Here is a 20,276-nt window from a genome sequence, read left to right on the forward strand (position 1 = left end):
AGAATTCTTTCGTATAAAAAGGCTAGCTCTACAAATTATAGAGCTAGCCTTTTATTACATATTATTTTTGAAATACATGTTTTACTTTTTCAGCTGGAATATTACTTCCGCCTCTACCTTTTACATCTTCAATCATCATTGTAATGACCATATTTGGTGAATTTAAATCAAATGCAGCGAACCAGCCTAGTTCTTTTCCTTCGGCCTCTTTGGATACTTTTAATTCCGCTGTACCTGTTTTTCCAGCAAGTGTCATGCCATCAATTTTAGCAATTTTCCCAGTACCATCTGGATCATTAATTACTTTCGTCATAGCAGTTTTCAATATATCTTGATTTCCTTTAGAAATCACATTCTCTTTCCAAGCTTTTGGTTGTTTATCTGTTTTAATGATATACGGTGATGGAATCGTTCCATCGTTTACAATCGGCGCATACGTTAACGCTAAATGAAGAGGTGTCATTAACACTTGGCCTTGTCCGTATCCTGTATCTGCCATTTGAATATCATTTTTAATACCATCATTTGCGATTTTAGAAGCAGGGAATCCATATTCAATTGGCAGTTTCTCATCGAATCCGAATTTTTTCGCTTCACTCATAAATTTATCTTTCCCTATTTTCAAAGCTTCTTGTGCGAAATAAATATTATCCGAGTATTTCATTGCCTTATCAAAATCAATCGGGTTTGCATCTTTTACACGCGTTACATAATAATTACCCCAAGAAGAATCTTTCGTCCATTTCAATCCTTCAATTTTCAACTCTTCTTTCGGATCAATTGTTTTCGTTTCAAGACCGATTGCAGCTGTAATTGGTTTAAATACAGAACCTGGAACCGATAATTGTGTAAAACGATTCGTCATTGGTTTTTTTGGATCATTATTTACCGCATCACGTTGCGCTTTTGACGCTCCTCTTGTGAGAGTATTTGGGTTATAAGCTGGCGTGCTTACAAGTGCAAGTGTTTCTCCTGTCTTTGGATTGATTGCTGCACTTGAGCCTACCTCATTTTTCATTTCATTATAAATTTCGTCTTGAACAGCACTATCAATTGTTAAAGTTACATTTTCCCCATCAACAGCATCTGTTTTTGCTAAATTTTTAATTTCTTTTCCTTGTGCATCTTCTAAAAAGACACGGCCACCTTTTTTACCGCGCAGCTTTTCTTCCAGTACTTGCTCCAAACCTGCTTTACCTACTGGATCATCCGCTTGATAGCCTTTCTTTTGTAGCGTTTTTAAATCTTCAGCATTCACTTTTCCGATATAACCAGTAAGATGTGCTGCTGCTTCTCCTAATGGATATGAACGAACATTTACTGGTTTTGTTGCAACACCCGGTAAATCAATGTACGTATTTTGCGTTGCCCCTTCAGGCAATATTCCCATTGGTACAAGGTAATTTGGTTTTACCCATTTAGCTGCTAGTTTTTGATCAATTTCCTCAACAGACATATTTAGCAACTTCGCAACCGTTTCTTTCGTTTGCGGAGCTGTATCCCCTAGTTCTTCAGGAATCAATCCAATTTCAGAAGCTTTACCATTTACCGCAAGATATTTACCGTTACGGTCATATATTTCACCACGTTTTGGTTGCGTCGTTTGCATACGCACTTTACTATCTTTCGTCATACCTGGGAATATAAAATCAGGAGTCCAATCTATTTTCCAAGATTCTTTATCTCCATCTTTTTCTTTCACCATTTTTGCTTCATGGCCAAAAGTAATTTTACCACCAACTGTATCCATGCTTACTTTAAAAGGAACAGGACCTTCATCTTTTTTATCTTCTTTTACTTCCCCTGTTTCTACTTTTAAATCTTTCACTTCAATACCAGAATAAATCTTTTCATATTTCTCAGTGAATTCTTTCTTTGAAATATCTTTTTTTGCCTTTTCTGATAATTGATCATACATATCTGCAAATTTTTGTTTATTCCATGCTTTTGTATATGTATCAAACGCTTCTTGTGGTTTTTCTTCTTTACCGCATCCAACTAACATGAACGTTAAGCAAAGAAAAAGAATCCCCCATATCTTTCTCAATCGATTCTCCTCCTCTTTCTATAGGAATACTTTTGAAAATTTTAGCATTTTTACATGCTAGATTTCATTATAGCACTATTGAACATCATCTATAAACTTATATTAATGAATACAAATAAAAAGATTGATGTGAATACCACATCAATCCTTATTATTATTGTTGCTTCTCATATACATGATAATAGTACGTATACGGATTCTTTTCATCCGTTAAACCTTTTTCAACAAAAACTTCTTTCCAATTTGTCATATCCATTTCTGGGAAGAATGTATCTCCTTCAAATGCATGATGGATTTTTGTTATATATAACTTGTCTACATAAGGTAAAAAGAGATCATAAATTTGCGCCCCGCCAAAAATAAAGATCTCTTCTTCATTTTTGCATAGCTCAAACACTTCTTCTACAGAATGAGCAACTTCACAACCTTCAACTTGATACCCTTCATTGCGAGTTACAATAATATTACGTCTTCCAGGCAGTGGTCTACCAATCGCTTCATAGTTCTTTCTTCCCATAATAAGCGGATGACCCATCGTTGTTTTCTTTACGTATTGTAATTCACTTGGTAAACGCCAAGGTAAATTATTATCTTTACCAATTACTCTATTCTCGTCCATTGCGACCATAAATGAAACTATCATCTTTTCATCTCCTCTACAATTACACTGCAACTGGTGCTTTAATTGCTGGGTGTGGATCATATCCTTCAATCGTTAAATCTTCCATTTCAAAATCAAACACAGATTTCACATCTGGATTTAATGTAAGTTTCGGGAATGGACGTGGTTCACGTGCCAATTGCTTTTCTACTTGCTCAAAATGATTCGTATAAATGTGTGCATCTCCAATTGTATGAACAAATTCTCCCACTTCAAGTCCGCATTCATGTGCAATTAAATGTGTTAGTAGTGAGTAACTTGCAATGTTAAATGGAATTCCAAGGAATATATCTCCACTTCTTTGATATAGCTGACAAGAAAGTTTGCCATCCGCTACATAAAATTGGAATAGCGTATGACAAGGTGGTAATGCCATACTTGGTACATCTTCAGGGTTCCAAGCAGAAACAATTAGGCGACGTGAATCTGGCGTTTTCTTAATCATTTCAATTACATCTGTTAATTGATCAAGTGTCTCACCAGCTGTCGTTTTCCAAGCACGCCACTGCTTACCGTATACGTCTCCTAAATAACCATATTTATTTGAGAAATCATCATCTTCTAGAACGCTCTTTTTAAATAATTCCATTTGCTCATCGTACTGTACTTTAAATTCCTCATCTTGTTGTGAGCGAAGACCGAAATCTGTCATGTCAGGACCAGTATACTCGTCACTTTCTACCCAGCTCTTAAATGCCCATTCATTCCAAATGTTATTATTATGCTGCAATAAATAACGAATATTTGTATCACCTTTCATAAACCAAAGCAGTTCACTTGCTACAAGACGAAACGGCACTCTCTTTGTCGTTAATAAAGGAAAACCTTTACTTAGATCAAAACGCATTTGATATCCAAATACAGATACAGTGCCTGTCCCTGTACGATCTTCTTTCTTCGTACCGTGCTCCATTACGTGACGGCATAAATTTAAGTATTCATTTTCAGCATGTTTCATATGTAGTAAAACCTTCTTTCAATCGTGTATGAAATTTATCATAACATGAAAAATAGTAAATTTAATCATCCTAATCAATAAAAAATATTTCTATATTAACAGAATTCTACCCCTTTATATTTTTACAAAAGGTAAATTTATAATCGCCTGATCCTAAATCCTTTTCAATGTTATGTTCTGCTTTCCAATTCGTTTCGTCTATCCGCAATGTAGCGCTTGTATTTGGTGGTACAGAAATCTGTAGAAAGGCTTGTTCATTTTCTACACACCACTCAATCTTAATTTCTCCATAAGCTGTCTCACGTTTTACTCTAATCCATTCTAAATTCGAATCAAAATGCGGTTGTACATAAGAATGTTTATATGCAGGCTTTGTTTCATCCACTTCTAATCCAACAATATAACGATATATCCAGTCAACGATAGAGCCATATGCGTAATGATTGTAAGAATTCATACTATCATTCCAAAGTGTTCCATCCTCTTTCACGCCATCCCAGTGTTCCCAAATCGTTGTGGCCCCTTTTTTCACTTGGTATAACCATGATGGATAATCTTCATGAAATAGAAGCTTACAAGCAAGGTCATGGCGGTTAAACTTGCTTAATATTAAATTTAAATACGGTGTTCCTATAAAACCAGTAGTTAAATGATTTTTACTTTCTTTTAAAAGCTCAATTAACCGATTAAATACTTTCTCCTTCACATTATCTTTCACTAGTTCAAAAAGCAGTACTAAAATATGGGCTGTTTGGGTATTTGAAATTAACCTTCCATTCGGTGTAACGAATTCATTTTGAAACGCTTGAACAATATTTCCATGTAACTCTGCATAAAACTTAGCATCTGTATTTTCACCTAAAATCTCAGCAATTCTTCGTAAAAGCGATGTAGAATACGCATAAAAAGCCGTCGCAATAAAATATTTGTCTGTTCCGCCTTCAAATACATCTGGTTTCGTATCTAATGCAAGCCAATCTCCTAAATGGTAACCTGTATCCCATATATACTCATTCTCACCTTGTGAACGTATGTAATCTATATATTTTTTCATGCTTTCATATTGTTCTTTTAAAATCGATACATCTCCGTAATGCAGATAGTGAACCCATGGACAAATAATTGTTGCATCACCCCAGCCTCCAGAAGTATCCAGATCAAAATCCACTCTTTTCCCAAACGCATCTGGTATAACTAAAGGCACAGCTCCGTTTTTATTTTGGTCTAGCGATAAATCTTGAAGCCATTTTTTAAAGAACAATTGGACATTCATAATTTGTGTAGCGGTCCCAATAAACATTTGTGCATCTCCGGTCCAACCAAGTCTATCATCTCGCTGCGGACAATCTGTTGGCACATCAAAGAAGTTCCCTCTTTGAGACCATTCTACATTATGGTGAAGTTGATTGATTAATGGATTGGACGTTTCAAATTCAGTTACTTTTTCCATATCCGTATGTAATACAATCCCTTCAAAATCTGCTATTTGAGGTGACTGAGTTAATCCACTTATTTTCACATATCTAAAACCTTGATAGGTAAAATGAGGTTCAAACGTTTCCTCCTCTTCTCCTTTTGCTATATACACTATTTTTTGTTTTGCCTTTCGGAGATTTCCATTATAAAAACTACCGTCTTTATTTAATATTTCAGCATGATGTAATTCTATTTTTTGTCCAATATAAACATGACGGACTGTAAAACGCACCCAGCCTACCATATTTTGTCCCATATCAATGAGCCATTCGTGATTAGGTAGGTTTGAAATAGAGATAGGTTTTATAATTTTCATTTTACGAATCGATTCGTTTTCTTGCGCAACAATTATTTGTTTAGAGTGCTCAATTACTTCAACATCTTCTAGCTCTTGACCACTTTTTTCTAGCCTAGCGTCATAAACTTCTCCTCCATAAATTTCCGAATACAATATGGGGCTTGGGGTTACCTTCCATGTTTCATCTGTTACAATTTTTTCTTTCGTTCCATCTTCATACGTTACATGTAATTGAGCAATTATTGCTCGCCTTCTCCCGTAATAATTACGTACATGATGCATTGTAATCGGCCCTTTATACCAGCCATTTCCTACCATTGCAGAAATATCATTTTGCCCAATCTTTAATACATGCGTTATATCATACGTTTGATACAATACCCTCTTATCATAACTTGTCCATCCCGGGGTAAAATAACAATCTCCAATACGCTCTCCATTTATAGAAGCCTCGTATAATCCTAAACTTGTGATATATAAACGTGCTTTTTTAACTAATTTTTTAATAGAAAAGCTTTTATGAAAAGACATAACCTGCGTTCGCTCTTTTTTCGCAGCAATCCAGTTTCCACACCAATTGTCTTTCCCTTGTAATCCAGTCTCCCAAAATGCTACTTCTGACCATGGCGACTCTTCTTCATGATTATCCCATGCCTTCACTCGGTAAAAATAGCGTGTTTCCTTACTATATGAAAACGAATTGATTGGTATATATAAACTTTGATCTGTTTCTACTTTCTGCGAATCAAATACTATAGTTTTAAACTCTCTATCCTTCGCAACCTGCAATTGATACGCAAGTTGTTTTACATTTCGGTTACCCGACTCGAGTTGCCAACTAATTTTAACAACTTTCGAATCTATACCTATCGGATTATTTTTATTATCACAAAGCAATTTCTTTATTGTTAGCACACTGCTTCACCATCTTTTCTAAATCTTAATTTAAATTAATTATAATGAAAATAAAATTCTAAATAAATAATAATTTCATTCATCCTTACAAAATTATTAACTTTCCATAATTAAAAAGGGTTTCATTTTCTATTACCGAAAGTATAGTGCGGTAGAACAAAAATTATATTTGGAGGTTAGAAGTATGTCTAAAATTGAAACTCCTGTTATGGCTTCTTTACAAACAACGGTTGAAAAAATGATGAAAGATTTAAATGTTCCCGGTGCTGCTGTGGCTGTTATAAAAGACGGCGAAGTTATTATTTCAGAAGGATTTGGCTATCGCAATCTAGAGACGAAAGAGGCTGTTACACCGAGTACTCGGTTTGCAATCGGTTCCTCAACGAAAGCTTTTGGCACACTTTCATTAAGTTTGTTAGCACAGCAAAAAAAGTTTAATTGGGATACTCCAGTCCAGTCTTATATACCTAACTTCGCTTTATCTGAACTACTTGCTTCTTCACAAACTACAGGACGAGATTTAGCTTCTCACCGTACTGGGGTCAGTCGCCATGATGCTCTTTGGTACAGCTCTTCTTTAACCCGAAAAGATATAGTAGAAAAAATAAAACATTTATCACTTGATGCACCGTTCCGCACAGCATTTCTATATAACAACTTAATGTATGCAACAATTAGCTATATTGTAGAAAACATTACAAATCAAACATGGGAGCAATACGCTACAGAACATATTTTAGAACCTTTAAATATGAGACATACAAACTTCTCTGTTACAGATTCACAAAATACAGATGATTATGCTTTACCTTACATCGAAAATGACGGTGAAATAAAAGAAGTTCCATTCCGTAACATCGATACAGTCGGCGCTGCTGGTTGTATTAATTCTACAATTGAAGATATGGCCAATTGGGTCCTTCTTCACTTAAACAAAGGAAAGTTTGGAGATCATGAATTAATTTCTCCTGAATTATTACAACAAATGTATACACCGCACAATTCAATTCCAGATCAACCAGTTTTATCACTTCCTGAATCTCCATTAAATAGTTACGGTCTTGGTTGGTTTATTAGCGCTTATCGTGGTAATAAGGTGATTCATCATGGCGGTAATATTGATGGATTTTCAGCGCTTGTTTCATTCATACCAACAGAAAACATAGGCCTTGTCATTTTAACGAATGCTGGAGGCACATTACTGCCTACTTATCTCGCTAATCAAATTTATGATGAACTACTTGAATTAGAATCTATTGATTGGCATAAACGTGCTGTAGAAGATACCGAAAAAATGAAAGAAATGATGAAAGAAGCAACTCAATCCATTCCTGAAAAAATTAAGGGGACCACACCTTCTCACCAATTAGAGGATTATACTGGTACTTTCGAACATCCTGCATACGGAACATTACAAGTATACAAGCGAGATGATTTATTATTTGTACAATTTATGGAGATGGACATTCCATTAGCGCATCATCATTACGATGTCTTCTCTGCAAAAGTTGACTTATTTCAAATGAAAATGAGTTTATTATTCGCTTATGAAATGAGTGTGAGTGGTGAATTTCCATTCCTTCAGTTACATGTGCCAGCTACGCTAAGTACTCAGCCACTTGCATTTAAAAAAATGAAATAAATTTTTAATAGAGGGATGATAACACTTCCCTCTATTTTTCATTAAAATTCACATCCAAATAAAGGATAATACGTAAAAGATACAGAATTCTATTATTCAACTAATTAAATTATTAGGAGGAAAAGCCTTGTACGCAGAAATTTTTAAAGAAGTTGTTTCAATTACTCATCACGATTATTCAGGTTGTATAGATAAGAAAGGATGGGACGATCCTACTACAGGGCTTTCTATTATAGATAAAGGCGAAGGAATGTCCGGAATTGGTATACAACCGCATATACATATCCCGTGGACTCCGAGACATATACAAGAAGATGTAGATTTAAATTTAGCATTACAACTGCTTCAAAAAGAAGAATGGTAAAAAATAAAGGTAGGTGCGAACCACACCTACCTTTTCTATTTCATATTAATCTTTTCTGGTTGAAACCAAATTGGCTTTAATAGCTCAAAATCTTTATGATCCTCTAAAACTATAGTAAGACGCTCTAACGTATCATCTAACATATGCGGTGCTGCTCGTAAAGACCAAACAACTGAAGAGAAAACTGTCATTCCAACGTATACTGCATATAGTTTCCAAAACTCCTCTGGTATTCTCCCATTAAAGTATCCTTCTATTTGTCCGATTGAATACGGAATACTAATGTCCCTTGCAAATAGCGCAATTTTTACGAAATCATGAAGTGGATCGCCCCAATCGTAGCCATTAAAATCAACCACTCCTACATATTTTCCATCCCGTACAATTATATTTTCTAAATGAAAATCATCGTGTTGAAATCGATTTGGGCGGTTTTGTAAATATATTTCATTTTCATCTATAAACTTAATGATTTTATCATCATTTTTTATTTTTATTTTTATTCCGCATGTTTTGTATGCCTCTACATATTTTTGATGTTTTTTCATGGCTCTTTCATACCATGGAAGTATAACATTAGGAGCTTCATATGTATGCATTTTTGCTAAATCTTTTCCTGCCTCTATACCAATTTCATATTGTTCTTTTGGTGAATACGTAGGCAATAGCTTCTTCGCATCTTCCCCTTCTAAATATGAAAAAATGCCATAGCATAAACCTTCTTCTACCAACAAACCCATTTCAATTGGTTTTTGTGCTTGCACACTACGTTTTTGCATTTCATTTAAAATTTGAAACTCTATTTTCTTTCTTTCATACTCTTTTATATCGCCTGTCCGCAATAAATATTTTTCATTATTCGCATTCGTAATTACATACTTCTTATCAGGTGAGAACCCTTTGGAAATTTCTTCAATATTCACTGCATCTTTTACTATTTGTATATTGTTTTGCCCTGCTGTAATTGTCTCCATGTATATTCCCCTTACATTTCTACATTTGGTGTATACGCTACTTCTATAATAAACCCATTCGGATCATAAAAATCAATCGTATAGTACTCATCTGAATAATGATTCATTTCAATCGGACCACGTATTACTTTCACTTTCGCACTAGAAAGAAACTCCGCTACCTCATCCACCACTTCTCTTTTAATAGCTTGGTAACAAATATGTCTAGGCCCTAACGTCCTTACGATTTCCTCGTCTACTTCTTTAAAATATATTTCGCTTTCTCCTGTACTATATGATACTTCATTCAACTTTCTCCATCCAATTATGGAAAACAACATATCGTAAAAAGAAATGGATGCCTCTAAATTTGCTACCCAAAATTCAATATGATGAATACCTGCTCGAAGTGTCTTCATATTAAGAATACGCCCCTTGTACTACTTGCACAATTTCCATCGGCGTATGAACCATAAAATCAGGTGCATCTTTTTTCACTGTTTCAATGACATCATATCCCCAAGATACCCAAATTACGTTCACCCCTGCCTTTTTACACGCTGCTACGTCTCGCTGTTCATCACCGACATATAACATATCTTTCTCTGTTATTTTTTTCGATTTTAAAAACCTTTTTATCATTTTATCTTTACCGAACAAATTTTTAGAACAATACACTTCTTGTATATTTTCTATATCATTATTGTGTAAAAATGCCCGAATATGCTCTTCCGAGTTTGATGAAATAACTGCAATTCCATAGCCTTTTTTATGCAGTTCATCTAATACTTCCTTCATCCCATGGAACAATATAAGATCTTTTATGGCGGGTTGATACAATTTATAAAACTCCAGCGCTAATATCGGTAATTTATACAGTGGTACATCGAGTTGTTTACATCTCTCTGGCATCGTTAATTTACGTAAATACTCAATTTCTTCATCCCTTACCATTTTATATCCGTGCTTTTCAGCAAGTTGATTATAAATTGGTACAAATATATTTTGTGAATCTACTAATGTGCCATCAAAGTCAAAAACAATATATTTTTGCATTCCCATACTCCCTTTGCTTCTTTTTCCTAAACCTATTTTATTCAACAACATATTCGTCTTACCCTTCTATCAACATAAAAAAAGAACAAGATTTTCTCTTGTTCTTTTTAAGAAAGCCATTTCGGCGGCACATTCGTATTCCAATAAATATTTCCTAATTCATGATGCCCATTGTATCCATCATCAAAACGATGATAATGGAAATTAAAATAATAACCATCTTGCGGTGGATGATCTCTTCTTACATGAAATCGAAGTAAATCATTTCCTGATTTCGTATCATAAACGTGAAAAATCTTTTCATTATTTCCACCAGCCGGTCTTTGAGAAATCGCTAATGATTGTAACGACTCCTCTGGTACATCATTTGCCAGTTCAGCAATTGCCTCTTCGATTTTCGGTAATATTACATCTTTAAACTCATCTTCAATTACTGGACCAATTTTAGTACCAAACTTTTGCATTGACTGCTTCTCTGCTTCCTGCATTGCATAAGTAATAAAAGTATCGGTGGTTAACCTGTCATTCGTTTCTTCATATGTATAGGACGTACTCTCCAAATTTTGTTGCCCAGCTGTGCTCGTAGGCTTGTCCGCAGCTTTGGCATTATCAAGCAATATGGAAGGAGGCGTCACTAAACCAAATGTAAATACGGTAATTAATGCGACTAAGGTTTTTCTAAACCAATTTGGCATTTATGTTCCCTCCCCTTTCACTCATTATATTTTATATAACGGTTGTTTCTTCTATTATACAAAATGATTGTAATTTTTGCACTTTACAATTTTGTTAACGTTCACATATTTTTCACTTGAATATGAAATTGTAAGATTTCATACAATATAAATACAACCACAATGAGGAGGCAACCAGATGACTTTAGATTTCATGTATTCCGCCGCAAGCATACTCGTTTTAGTATATTTTATTTATCAATGTGTGACAGATTAGAAAAAGAGCAGTTTTTCGGCTCTTTTTCTATGGTAAAAATACAATCCAACCAATCCATACTATAAAAATAATCCCGGCAATTACAGCTGGTAATAAATAAAAATGAGAAAATATAACTATTCCATATAAAAGTAGTACCGGAAATAATAAATAGCGATCTGCTTTCCATCTTAACAATAGTAATTTCCCTTCATCACAATATAAATGAAGAAACATTTTTTTCGTAAATTCATTCCAATAATCGCGCGCATAACGAGAAATTGCAACTAAAGCAAATACTAGAATAATAGCTGCAATCCACCTCGGACTCATAATAATACTTACAGTGCTTATACATACAATTTGAATATAAAATATTCGTGCACTACTTGTACGGAAAAATTCTTTTAAAAAGGATTCGACAATACGAGAATCCTTTTTCTTCCCTAAAAACTTTTTAGACCGCGGAAACATCCACGGTTTTTTATTCGAACTACTCGGTTTAGCCGCATGACCACCAACTTGCATAATTCCACTCGTCCAGCGCATACTTTCTTCTTTCTCTTTCTCAACTTCTTTAAAAAAGCAATTTTTATAATTTAATTTTTCATTTATCAATACGATAATTAGAAAAACTGCTAGACCGATACATAGTATAGAATAAAATGGATTTTTATAAATAAAAAATAGACTCACTCCAAAAAAGGATAGACTTATAGAAAACATTACATTTTTTATAATCCATAGTAGCCATCGTTTCCCCACACGTACATGAATAAATCTCGTTAATAACGACAACATAAATCGAAATACAGTAAAGAATAGCCAAAATAATACGACTTGTACCATCGTTACTCCAATACTTTTCAGCAACACTGGTAACATAGCAACTACTACCACTACATTCGTTATCGCTATTCGAATAAACGTATATGTCATACCATACTGGATTAACTTTTGCATGTTAGCGGGATACGAAATTAAAAATAAACTATCCGCTTGTTCAAAAAATGAGCGAACTCCTCTTGCATATGTAATCACATAAAATGCGAGTAGGCCTAACCCGAAATAAACTGTCTCTCCTATCGATAGTTCCTCCATCCATAGTGAACGATAATAAATCCCCATAAATATAAGTGCCGGAATAATAATATATAGCGCAACTGTCCAATCCGTTATAGAACGTATGGACTTCCATTTACGCCCCAGTTCATGGCGCAATCTTTTATAAAATTGTTGTTTAATCATGTTGTTCACGCCTTACAATTACATCAAAGCAGTCTAATAATGAACTCCCTGGCATTTCCGCTAACGTTTGGATTGCTTCTAAATGTCCATCTGCGACTAATGTACCTTGTGAAATGAGTAAAAATCTCTCACAAATTCTTTCAGCTGTATCTAATACGTGCGTACAAAGTAAGATCCCTGCCCCGCGTTCTTTTTCTTTATATAAATAACTTAAAAACTCTTTCGTAGCTACTGGATCTAAACCGATAAAAGGTTCATCAATGATATAAAAATCCGGTTCAGTTAAAAATGCCAAAATGAGCATCGATTTTTGTTTCATACCTTTTGAAAACTTTGATAAATACTCATGTTTATGTTTATCCATTCGAAATATATGTAATAACTCTTCCGCTTTCCTTTCCCAGCTTCCTACTTCGTTGTCGCGAGTAGCCATTAATAATTCAATATGTTCCCAGAGCGTCAAATAATCATAATATGTCGGATGTTCCGGCACGTATGCATAAGGATTTTTCTTTTCACCGAATGATATTTCACCATTTATATTTACAAGTAAACCGAGCATCGTTTTAATCGTCGTACTCTTCCCAGCTCCATTCGCACCAATAAGTGCAACTAATTCACCTTTTTCAATTGAAAAGGCAATATCATGAATTGTCTTTTCCCCTATATCATATCCGGCAGAGCGGATATTCACTTCTAACATACATTCCCCTTCTTTCCATTTCCAATACAATCAAGGAAAAGAATAACATATAACTATCTATATATCATTATAAAATATTTATTTTCGTTGCAGGAATAAATACTTTTTAACAGAATATTTAATGTTTGATTATATTTTATTGGAGTGAATAATATGTCTGTTCAAATTCGTGAAGCTACGATAGGCGATATAGATGCACTTTGTTCTTTAACATCAGAATTAAAGGGTTCCTCTATTTCCTATGAAGATATGAACAACCGATTGCAATTCGTACAAATGAGTCCGTTTGATTTCTTATATGTTTATGAGGAAGAAAAGACTATATTTGGATTACTTGGGTTTCGTATACGTGAAAATTTAGAAGATGTAACTCGTTATGGAGAAATTTCAATTATTAGTGTTGATTCTACAATACGGAGGAAAGGCATTGGACAAGTGTTAATGGATTATGCGGAGCAATTAGCAAAGACACATGATTGCATTGGCACATGGCTAGTCAGTGGAACAAAAAGATTAGAAGCACATCCTTTTTACAAAAAATTAGGATATGAAGTAAATGGATATCGATTTGTAAAACATTTTTAAACTACTTTTTAATGGAAAGGACTATAACTATGACAAACATCGAAGCAATTTTTATTGATCGTGACGGTACAATTGGCGGTGACACTACAATACATTACCCCGGATCTTTTACATTATTTCCTTTTACAAAAGCAGCCCTGCAAAAACTAAAATCTCGAAATATAAAAATTTTCTCTTTCACAAATCAGCCAGGTATCGCGGATGGGATAGCAACTGTAGCTGATTTTGCACAAGAATTAAAAGGTTTCGGCTTTGATGATATTTACGTATGTCCTCACAAACACGGTGATGGTTGTGAATGCCGTAAACCAAGTACAGGTATGCTGCTCCAAGCAGCTGAAAAACACGGGATTGATTTAACAAAGTGCGCTGTAATTGGTGATCGCTGGACCGATATCGTTGCAGGAGCAAAAGTGAATGCAACAACGATTTTAGTACGAACAGGCGCTGGATATGATGCTTTACATACGTACCGAGACAAATGGGCACATATTGAACCAAACTACATTGCAGAAAACTTTGAAGATGCTACAAATTGGGTTTTAAATCAACTATAATACAAATTAAAAAAGACGTTTTCACAATGAAAACGTCTTTTTTAATCTTATATTTTTTTAAAACGTTAATTCATAATGGAAATAACGATTATCTCTCAAATAACCATTTTCAGCGTATAATCGCTGTGCTGATAAATTATCAATCTCCGTTTGTAATTTTACACCTTTTGCACCATTTTCTAATGCAAATTCTTTAGCAGCTTCTAATAATTTTTTACCTGTTCCTGCTCCGCGCTTAGTGGCTTGTACAAACAGATCATTTAATATCCATAATTCTTTCATCGAAATAGAAGAAAATGATGGATATAATTGTGTGAATCCAATATATTCCCCGTCTTCAACTGCCACGAAAATAACGGATTCTTTTCTCTCCATTCGATTTCGCAAAAATACTTTTGCTCCTTCTATATCAGAATCTTGTCTATAAAACATACGATAGTTATTAAAAACTGATGCTAGTCCATCTAAATCTGCAATTGTTGCCTCATATATTCTCATTTTACTCCATTCCCCTTCCAATACTGTCTCATTATATCCGTTGCCCATTTAGGCTGTAGAATTTCTTCTTTCGGCATAAATTCTTTCATTATCGGCTTTATATCCAATATAGGGGTGCCATCAATAGCATCTAACCCTTCAACAATAATTGATTTTCCTTCTCTTTTGATTACCTTTACAATTGTTGCTCCTATGCGATTCGGACGGTTTTTCCCACGCTGTGCAAAAATCCCTACTTTAGGATAATCATGATTATTTCTAGGATGTCTAGCAACATATTGAATTTGTTCATCAATTACTTTGTGAAAATAAAAAACTACTTCAATATGAGAAAATTCTTCAATCCCTTGTATACTTTCCTCTGTATACATTTCCGTTAAAGTAATATAGGATCTTACATCTCCCCACTCATCATCTTTTATTTCCTTTCTTTCATTATGTACAAATGCGATTGGTTGAACTGAAAACATACGCATTCCCCCTTAAATGTAACCACTTACATTATAAAATATTTTCTGAATGTTTTCCACACACGCGAACTAGGTTACATAATATAATTATAATCTATTTTGTAAAGCAAAATGAACTGCTTCAACTGCATGTATATGAGTTGTGTCGAATATCGGAACTGATACGTCTTCCTGCTTTATTAATAATCCTATTTCTGTACAACCTAATATAATTCCTTGTGCCCCTTCTTGTACTAGCTCTTCTATAACTCTTTTATAATATTCTCTAGATTGAGGTGTTATCTTTCCTAAACACAATTCTGTATATATTACTTCGTTTATCTTATCCCTATCCTTTTTTGATGGAACCATTACTTCTATATGATTTTCCTCTATGCGTAACTTATAGAAATCTTGCTCCATTGTATATTTTGTTCCAAGTAAACCAACCGTTTGAATATCTTTCCTTTTAATCTCTTTCGCAGTTGCATCAGCAATATGTAAGACTGGAATATGAATATTCTCCTTTATTTTCTCAACTACTTTATGCATTGTATTTGTGCAAATAATTATAAAATCTGCTCCGCCCCTCTGTAACGAATATGCCGCATTCCCTAATACTTCTCCTGCTCCATTCCAATCCCCATTAGACTGGAATCGTTCAATCTCTTCAAAGTCCACACTATGAATCATACATTTTGCTGAATGTAATCCTCCTAATCTCTCTTTTATTTCTTCATTTATGATTCGATAATATTCAGAAGTTGATTCCCAACTCATACCACCAATTAAACCTATTGTTTTCATTAAATAACACCAACCTTATACTATTTTTTCAAGCCAATCACAACATTTTATTATGTACATTATACATAATAAAGCAAGACTTTACGTTTATAAATGTAAAGTCCTGCTTTAACTATTTCCAAGGAAATTTTATAAGAATATTCTGAAATTATTTTTTGAATGTTTTTGTAAAATCTTCATATTGATAATGAAAACATTCTCGATACAACTGTTTAATTTCATCATATGATGGCACACGTGGATTATTTGCTGGACTTCCACTTTCAATTGCATCTGATGCCATTTTAGAAATAGCTTTTTCAAATTCAACCTCACCAATTCCATATTCTTTTAAATTTGGAATCCGAAGATCAAAACAAAGTTTTTTTATTTCTCCCAGTGTGTAGTCGGCTACTTCTTCATCACAATAGGAATACAAATCTTCATTCAAACAACGTCCTATGTCTGCTAGTCTTTTTACTGCACTACCTTTTGTATATTCTAAAACTGTAGGTAATAGTATTGCATTCGATATACCATGTGGTACATGAAATAACGCTCCTACTGGCCTTGACATTCCATGAACTAACGTAACAGATGCATTTGAAAACGCGATTCCAGCTTGTAAGGAAGCAATCATCATCGCTTCTCTTGCCTCCATATTATCTCCATCTTCATATGCAATACGTAAATATTTCATAATACTTTCAATTGCTGAAAGAGCAAGTACATCTGTAAGTGATTGTGAAGCTTTAGAAATATATGCTTCAACTGCATGACATAATGCATCTATCCCTGTTGCTGCTGTAATATGTGGTGGTACCGAACGTGTTAAAATTGGGTCAATAATTGCTAGTTGCGGGGTAAAACTTGGATGCTTCATCATCATTTTTACATCTGTTCGCTTATTCGTAATTACTGCTACACTTGTAACTTCTGATCCAGTTCCAGAAGTTGTCGGAATTGCAATAAGTGGTAGCGGATCATTGTCTATTTCCATATCCTTTTGGACATAATCTTCCACTTCTCCACCATTTGTATATAACACCGCAACTGCTTTCGCAGCGTCAATACAACTTCCACCACCAATACCGATAATAAAATCACACTTTTCTTCTTTACAAAGAGATAACGCTTCTAACACGTGTATATTTGTAGGCTCAGCATTTACTTTATTATATGTAATAACAGTAATACCTTTCTCATTTAGTTGTTGTATACACCTCTCAACATATCCTAAATCCTCCATAATTGTATCAGTAACTATGAACGCTCTTTTTCCACACTTCTTGGATTGTTCCCCCAGCTTTTCAAGCGAATTTCTTCCATATAATACAGACTTCGGCATACGAAACTCAGCAACTTCTTGCAAGTACTCCACCCCTTCTTACCCTACTTAACGTTTTAGTTTATAAAATATCAACTATATAAATCTTTACGATTCATATAGTTCCTATTTTTAATAAATTCCTGTTACTGTATAGAATGCGATAACTAAAAATACAGCAACCGTTTTCAAAATTGTAATAGCAAATATATCTTTATATGACTGTTTATGTGTTAATCCTGTTACTGTAAGAATAGTAATAATAGCCCCGTTATGTGGTAATGTATCCATTCCTCCTGATGCCATTGATACGATACGGTGCATAACTTCTAATGGAATATCAAATTGATTGGCTGCTGCAATAAACTTATCTCCCATTGCACTTAAAACGATTCCCATTCCTCCTGATGCAGAGCCTGTAATACCGGCTAAAATATTCGTCGTGACTGCTCCATTCACTAGAGGATTTGTGAATGTGGCAGAGATGCCATCTCTCATAATCGCAAATCCTGGAAGTGCTGCGATGACACCACCGAATCCAAACTCAGCTCCTGTATTCATCGTTGCAAGTAGCGCTCCACCAATACTTGTATTCAACCCAGCTTGAAATCCTGTTACTACTCGTTTCCAATATAATAATAACGTTGTTACTATACCTATAATAAGTGCCAATTCTACTGACCAAATACCAACTACTGCACTTAATTCTACTTTTCCAAAAGCCTTCATACCAATGGCCGAAAAATCAAAACCGTTCGGATACCACTTCGGTATCATAATAGTAAAAACTTTATTCATTACACCAACTAAAATAAGTGGTATAAAAGCAATCACTTGCTGTGCTCTTGTAATTTCAATACTTTTAAGTAACGGCATATCTTTTTGTTCTACTTGTAAAGAAGCTGCCATTTCAGTATTCCCATCGTTAAAACCAAAATATCCTTCACCTGCTTCTTTTGCCTTCTTACGTCTACTCTCTAAATATAGTAACCCTAACGTAAGTACAAAAATTGCTCCTACAATACCAAGTATTGGTGCAGCATAAATGTCCGTTTTGAAAAATGTTGTAGGTATTACGTTTTGAATTTGTGGTGATCCAGGTAGCGCATCCATTGTAAACGTTACTGCTCCAAGAACGATTGTTCCAGGGATTAAACGCTTTGGAATATTCGCTTGTCGAAACAACTTAGCTGCGAACGGATATACAGCAAATACTACTACATACACACTAACACCACTATACGTTAAAATAGCTCCCATTAACACAATCGCTAATATCGTACGTTTTTCACCAACTAACTCTATAATTGTCTTTGCAATAGAGTCTGCAATCCCTGACATTTCTACTACTTTCCCAAATATTGCTCCAAGTAAAAACACAGGAAAATATAGTTTAATAAAACCTACCATTTTCTCCATAAAAATATTCGAAAAGAAAGGTAACACAAAACTAGGCTCTGTCAAAAATACTGCAAATAATGCAAAAATCGGTGCAAATAAAATAACAGAAAACCCTCTATATGCTACAAACATAAGTAAACTAAGTGCTAATAATATAATAACTAGCTCCAATTATACCCCCTCCTTTAAACAGAAAATTCAAATTTTTATAGATAAACTTCTACTACTAATCTTTTGATTCTGACATCCCTCCTCTTATTCATACAAATTTTTCATGCTAAAAATGTCTAATTATACATATTCGATTACATAAGAAAAATCCCTTTAAACAGAAACGATTTCATCGTCATACGTTATAAAGGGATTTTTAGTCTCTATGTTTACTGCTTTATCAAACTATTTTCTAAACAAAAATGATGTAGTTCTTTTACATCCTTTACTATATGAGTCGCACCAACTTCAGTCAATTCCGTTTCACTACCATAGCCATATAATTATCTTTTTTTCTGAAAAATTACTTTTCCTATGTCACATACTTTCAGTTACAAAAAAAGATACATATGGTAAAGTAAAAAAGTTATAATTATTTTAATAGAAACTGGTGAAACAAATGTCAATTACGTTAATTCTTATAATGGCCTTTACAATTATAATTCACGCAGTCGAAACAAGTTCTTATAGTATTCGATTAGCAGGAGTTCGTTTGAAAAAGATTGCCGTTGCTTTATCTGTTGTAGGGATGGTATTACTTATTTCAAGAACATCAAACTTACTACAAGCCTTTTTAATCGGTGGAATTGTCGATGAAGCAAAATTAGATTCTTCTATTAATTTAGAGCATATTATACGACTTGTACTATTATCTGCTTCTATCGGTACATTACTTGCGATTTTACTATATCCAACTTTGACCAAACTATTTGGATACGTCATTCAAAACTTTGAAACAGACGGTTCTTTCATTCGAATGATGAAAACGAATAACATTCAAAAATTAAAGTACACAAAAAGATATGTACGGTTTCCAAAGTTAGAAATGATTCATAGACTACGCATTGGTGGTATCCCAAAGCGTATTATGCTTATTAACATGTTTGCTACTGCAATTTATACAGCAGGGGTTCTTTCTGCCCTTTATGCCTCTTTTCTAAATCCAGATTACGCAACAAATGCAAGTACAGCTTCTGGCCTTGTGAATGGTTTTGCTACAATTTTATTAACAGTGTTACTCGATCCACGTATAGCACTTTTGACAGAACGCGCTTTACAATCAGAAAATGGCGCTGAATCTATGAGTAAAATGTATGGCTGGCTAATGATATCTAGACTTCTCGGTACTTTACTCGCACAACTGTTGTTCGTACCAGGTGCTTACTGGATTTTATGGATTATTGAACTGATGCATTAATTTACTAGAAAGGT

General features: G+C 34.2%; 20 protein-coding genes and 1 pseudogene. 5 read left to right on the plus strand and 16 right to left on the minus strand.

The window, feature by feature from the left end; translation table 11 throughout:
• Window positions 1–61: 61 nt before the first annotated feature.
• The 4 genes from pbpC to ACUN28_RS18530 form a co-directional block, all read right to left on the minus strand.
• On the minus strand, window positions 62–2,047 hold the full coding sequence (gene pbpC / locus ACUN28_RS18515; RefSeq protein ID WP_016088063.1) for a penicillin-binding protein 3: 1,986 nt from the start codon (window positions 2,045–2,047) through the stop codon (window positions 62–64).
• A 154-nt stretch (window positions 2,048–2,201) separates the two neighbouring features.
• Window positions 2,202–2,690: a dihydrofolate reductase gene (locus ACUN28_RS18520; protein WP_016088064.1), complete on the minus strand. Its 489-nt coding sequence runs from the start codon at window positions 2,688–2,690 to the stop codon at window positions 2,202–2,204.
• Between the two features lie 19 nt (window positions 2,691–2,709).
• Complete coding sequence (locus ACUN28_RS18525) at window positions 2,710–3,666, minus strand: thymidylate synthase (RefSeq protein ID WP_016088065.1); 957 nt, start codon at window positions 3,664–3,666, stop codon at window positions 2,710–2,712.
• A gap of 106 nt (window positions 3,667–3,772) precedes the next feature.
• The gene (locus ACUN28_RS18530) at window positions 3,773–6,355 is read right to left on the minus strand and encodes an alpha-L-rhamnosidase (RefSeq protein WP_016088066.1); all 2,583 of its coding nucleotides are present in this window, start codon (window positions 6,353–6,355) and stop codon (window positions 3,773–3,775) included.
• A gap of 184 nt (window positions 6,356–6,539) precedes the next feature.
• On the opposite strand from ACUN28_RS18530, the gene ACUN28_RS18535 reads away from it, so the two are divergent.
• Together ACUN28_RS18535 and ACUN28_RS18540 are read left to right on the plus strand one after the other, a co-directional pair.
• Complete coding sequence (locus ACUN28_RS18535; RefSeq protein WP_016088067.1) at window positions 6,540–7,997, plus strand: serine hydrolase; 1,458 nt, start codon at window positions 6,540–6,542, stop codon at window positions 7,995–7,997.
• 127 nt (window positions 7,998–8,124) lie between these two features.
• Window positions 8,125–8,361 carry a hypothetical protein gene (locus ACUN28_RS18540; RefSeq protein ID WP_016088068.1) on the plus strand — a complete coding sequence of 79 codons (237 nt, stop codon included), beginning with the start codon at window positions 8,125–8,127 and terminating at the stop codon, window positions 8,359–8,361.
• 35 nt (window positions 8,362–8,396) lie between these two features.
• Here the strand turns inward: ACUN28_RS18540 and ACUN28_RS18545 are convergent, their stop codons facing one another.
• From ACUN28_RS18545 to ACUN28_RS18570, 6 genes are all read right to left on the minus strand, one after another.
• Complete coding sequence (locus tag ACUN28_RS18545) at window positions 8,397–9,335, minus strand: aminoglycoside phosphotransferase family protein (RefSeq protein WP_016088069.1); 939 nt, start codon at window positions 9,333–9,335, stop codon at window positions 8,397–8,399.
• Between the two features lie 11 nt (window positions 9,336–9,346).
• Window positions 9,347–9,733 (minus strand): VOC family protein, encoded by a 387-nt coding sequence (locus tag ACUN28_RS18550; protein WP_016088070.1) that lies wholly within the window; start codon window positions 9,731–9,733, stop codon window positions 9,347–9,349.
• Between the two features lies 1 nt (window position 9,734).
• The gene (locus ACUN28_RS18555; RefSeq protein WP_033659829.1) at window positions 9,735–10,370 is read right to left on the minus strand and encodes an HAD family hydrolase; all 636 of its coding nucleotides are present in this window, start codon (window positions 10,368–10,370) and stop codon (window positions 9,735–9,737) included.
• Between the two features lie 107 nt (window positions 10,371–10,477).
• A complete protein-coding gene (locus ACUN28_RS18560; protein WP_016088072.1) occupies window positions 10,478–11,065 on the minus strand; it encodes a YpjP family protein in 588 nt (195 codons plus the stop codon).
• A 283-nt stretch (window positions 11,066–11,348) separates the two neighbouring features.
• Window positions 11,349–12,548: an ABC transporter permease gene (locus tag ACUN28_RS18565; RefSeq protein WP_016088073.1), complete on the minus strand. Its 1,200-nt coding sequence runs from the start codon at window positions 12,546–12,548 to the stop codon at window positions 11,349–11,351.
• Complete coding sequence (locus ACUN28_RS18570; protein ID WP_016088074.1) at window positions 12,541–13,251, minus strand: ABC transporter ATP-binding protein; 711 nt, start codon at window positions 13,249–13,251, stop codon at window positions 12,541–12,543. The genes ACUN28_RS18565 and ACUN28_RS18570 overlap by 8 nt, the downstream gene beginning before the upstream one ends.
• A 153-nt stretch (window positions 13,252–13,404) precedes the next feature.
• Here ACUN28_RS18570 and ACUN28_RS18575 point away from each other — a divergent pair, with 153 nt between their 5' ends.
• Both ACUN28_RS18575 and ACUN28_RS18580 read left to right on the plus strand, forming a co-directional pair.
• Window positions 13,405–13,836 carry a GNAT family N-acetyltransferase gene (locus ACUN28_RS18575; protein ID WP_016088075.1) on the plus strand — a complete coding sequence of 144 codons (432 nt, stop codon included), beginning with the start codon at window positions 13,405–13,407 and terminating at the stop codon, window positions 13,834–13,836.
• Between the two features lie 29 nt (window positions 13,837–13,865).
• The gene (locus tag ACUN28_RS18580; protein WP_016088076.1) at window positions 13,866–14,393 is read left to right on the plus strand and encodes an HAD-IIIA family hydrolase; all 528 of its coding nucleotides are present in this window, start codon (window positions 13,866–13,868) and stop codon (window positions 14,391–14,393) included.
• 57 nt (window positions 14,394–14,450) lie between these two features.
• Here ACUN28_RS18580 and ACUN28_RS18585 read toward each other — a convergent pair whose 3' ends face one another.
• From ACUN28_RS18585 to ACUN28_RS18610, 6 genes and pseudogenes are all read right to left on the minus strand, one after another.
• On the minus strand, window positions 14,451–14,891 hold the full coding sequence (locus tag ACUN28_RS18585) for a GNAT family N-acetyltransferase (protein WP_033659681.1): 441 nt from the start codon (window positions 14,889–14,891) through the stop codon (window positions 14,451–14,453).
• Entirely contained in the window at window positions 14,888–15,361 is a 474-nt protein-coding gene (locus tag ACUN28_RS18590; protein WP_016088078.1) for an SAM-dependent methyltransferase, read from the minus strand. Before ACUN28_RS18590 ends, ACUN28_RS18585 begins: the two co-directional genes overlap by 4 nt.
• Window positions 15,362–15,448: 87 nt before the next feature.
• Window positions 15,449–16,147 carry an aspartate/glutamate racemase family protein gene (locus tag ACUN28_RS18595; RefSeq protein WP_016088079.1) on the minus strand — a complete coding sequence of 233 codons (699 nt, stop codon included), beginning with the start codon at window positions 16,145–16,147 and terminating at the stop codon, window positions 15,449–15,451.
• A 148-nt stretch (window positions 16,148–16,295) separates the two neighbouring features.
• The gene (gene eutG / locus ACUN28_RS18600) at window positions 16,296–17,498 is read right to left on the minus strand and encodes an alcohol dehydrogenase EutG (protein ID WP_033659680.1); all 1,203 of its coding nucleotides are present in this window, start codon (window positions 17,496–17,498) and stop codon (window positions 16,296–16,298) included.
• Between the two features lie 87 nt (window positions 17,499–17,585).
• The gene (locus ACUN28_RS18605) at window positions 17,586–19,025 is read right to left on the minus strand and encodes a GntP family permease (protein WP_016088081.1); all 1,440 of its coding nucleotides are present in this window, start codon (window positions 19,023–19,025) and stop codon (window positions 17,586–17,588) included.
• A gap of 209 nt (window positions 19,026–19,234) precedes the next feature.
• Window positions 19,235–19,348, minus strand: a pseudogene (locus ACUN28_RS18610) (HAD family hydrolase); the annotation flags it as partial.
• A gap of 116 nt (window positions 19,349–19,464) precedes the next feature.
• On the opposite strand from ACUN28_RS18610, the gene ACUN28_RS18615 reads away from it, so the two are divergent.
• A complete protein-coding gene (locus tag ACUN28_RS18615; protein ID WP_016088082.1) occupies window positions 19,465–20,262 on the plus strand; it encodes a lipid II flippase Amj family protein in 798 nt (265 codons plus the stop codon).
• The last annotated feature ends 14 nt before the right edge of the window (window positions 20,263–20,276 follow it).

The sequence above is a fragment of the Bacillus sp. WC2507 genome (assembly GCF_052656125.1).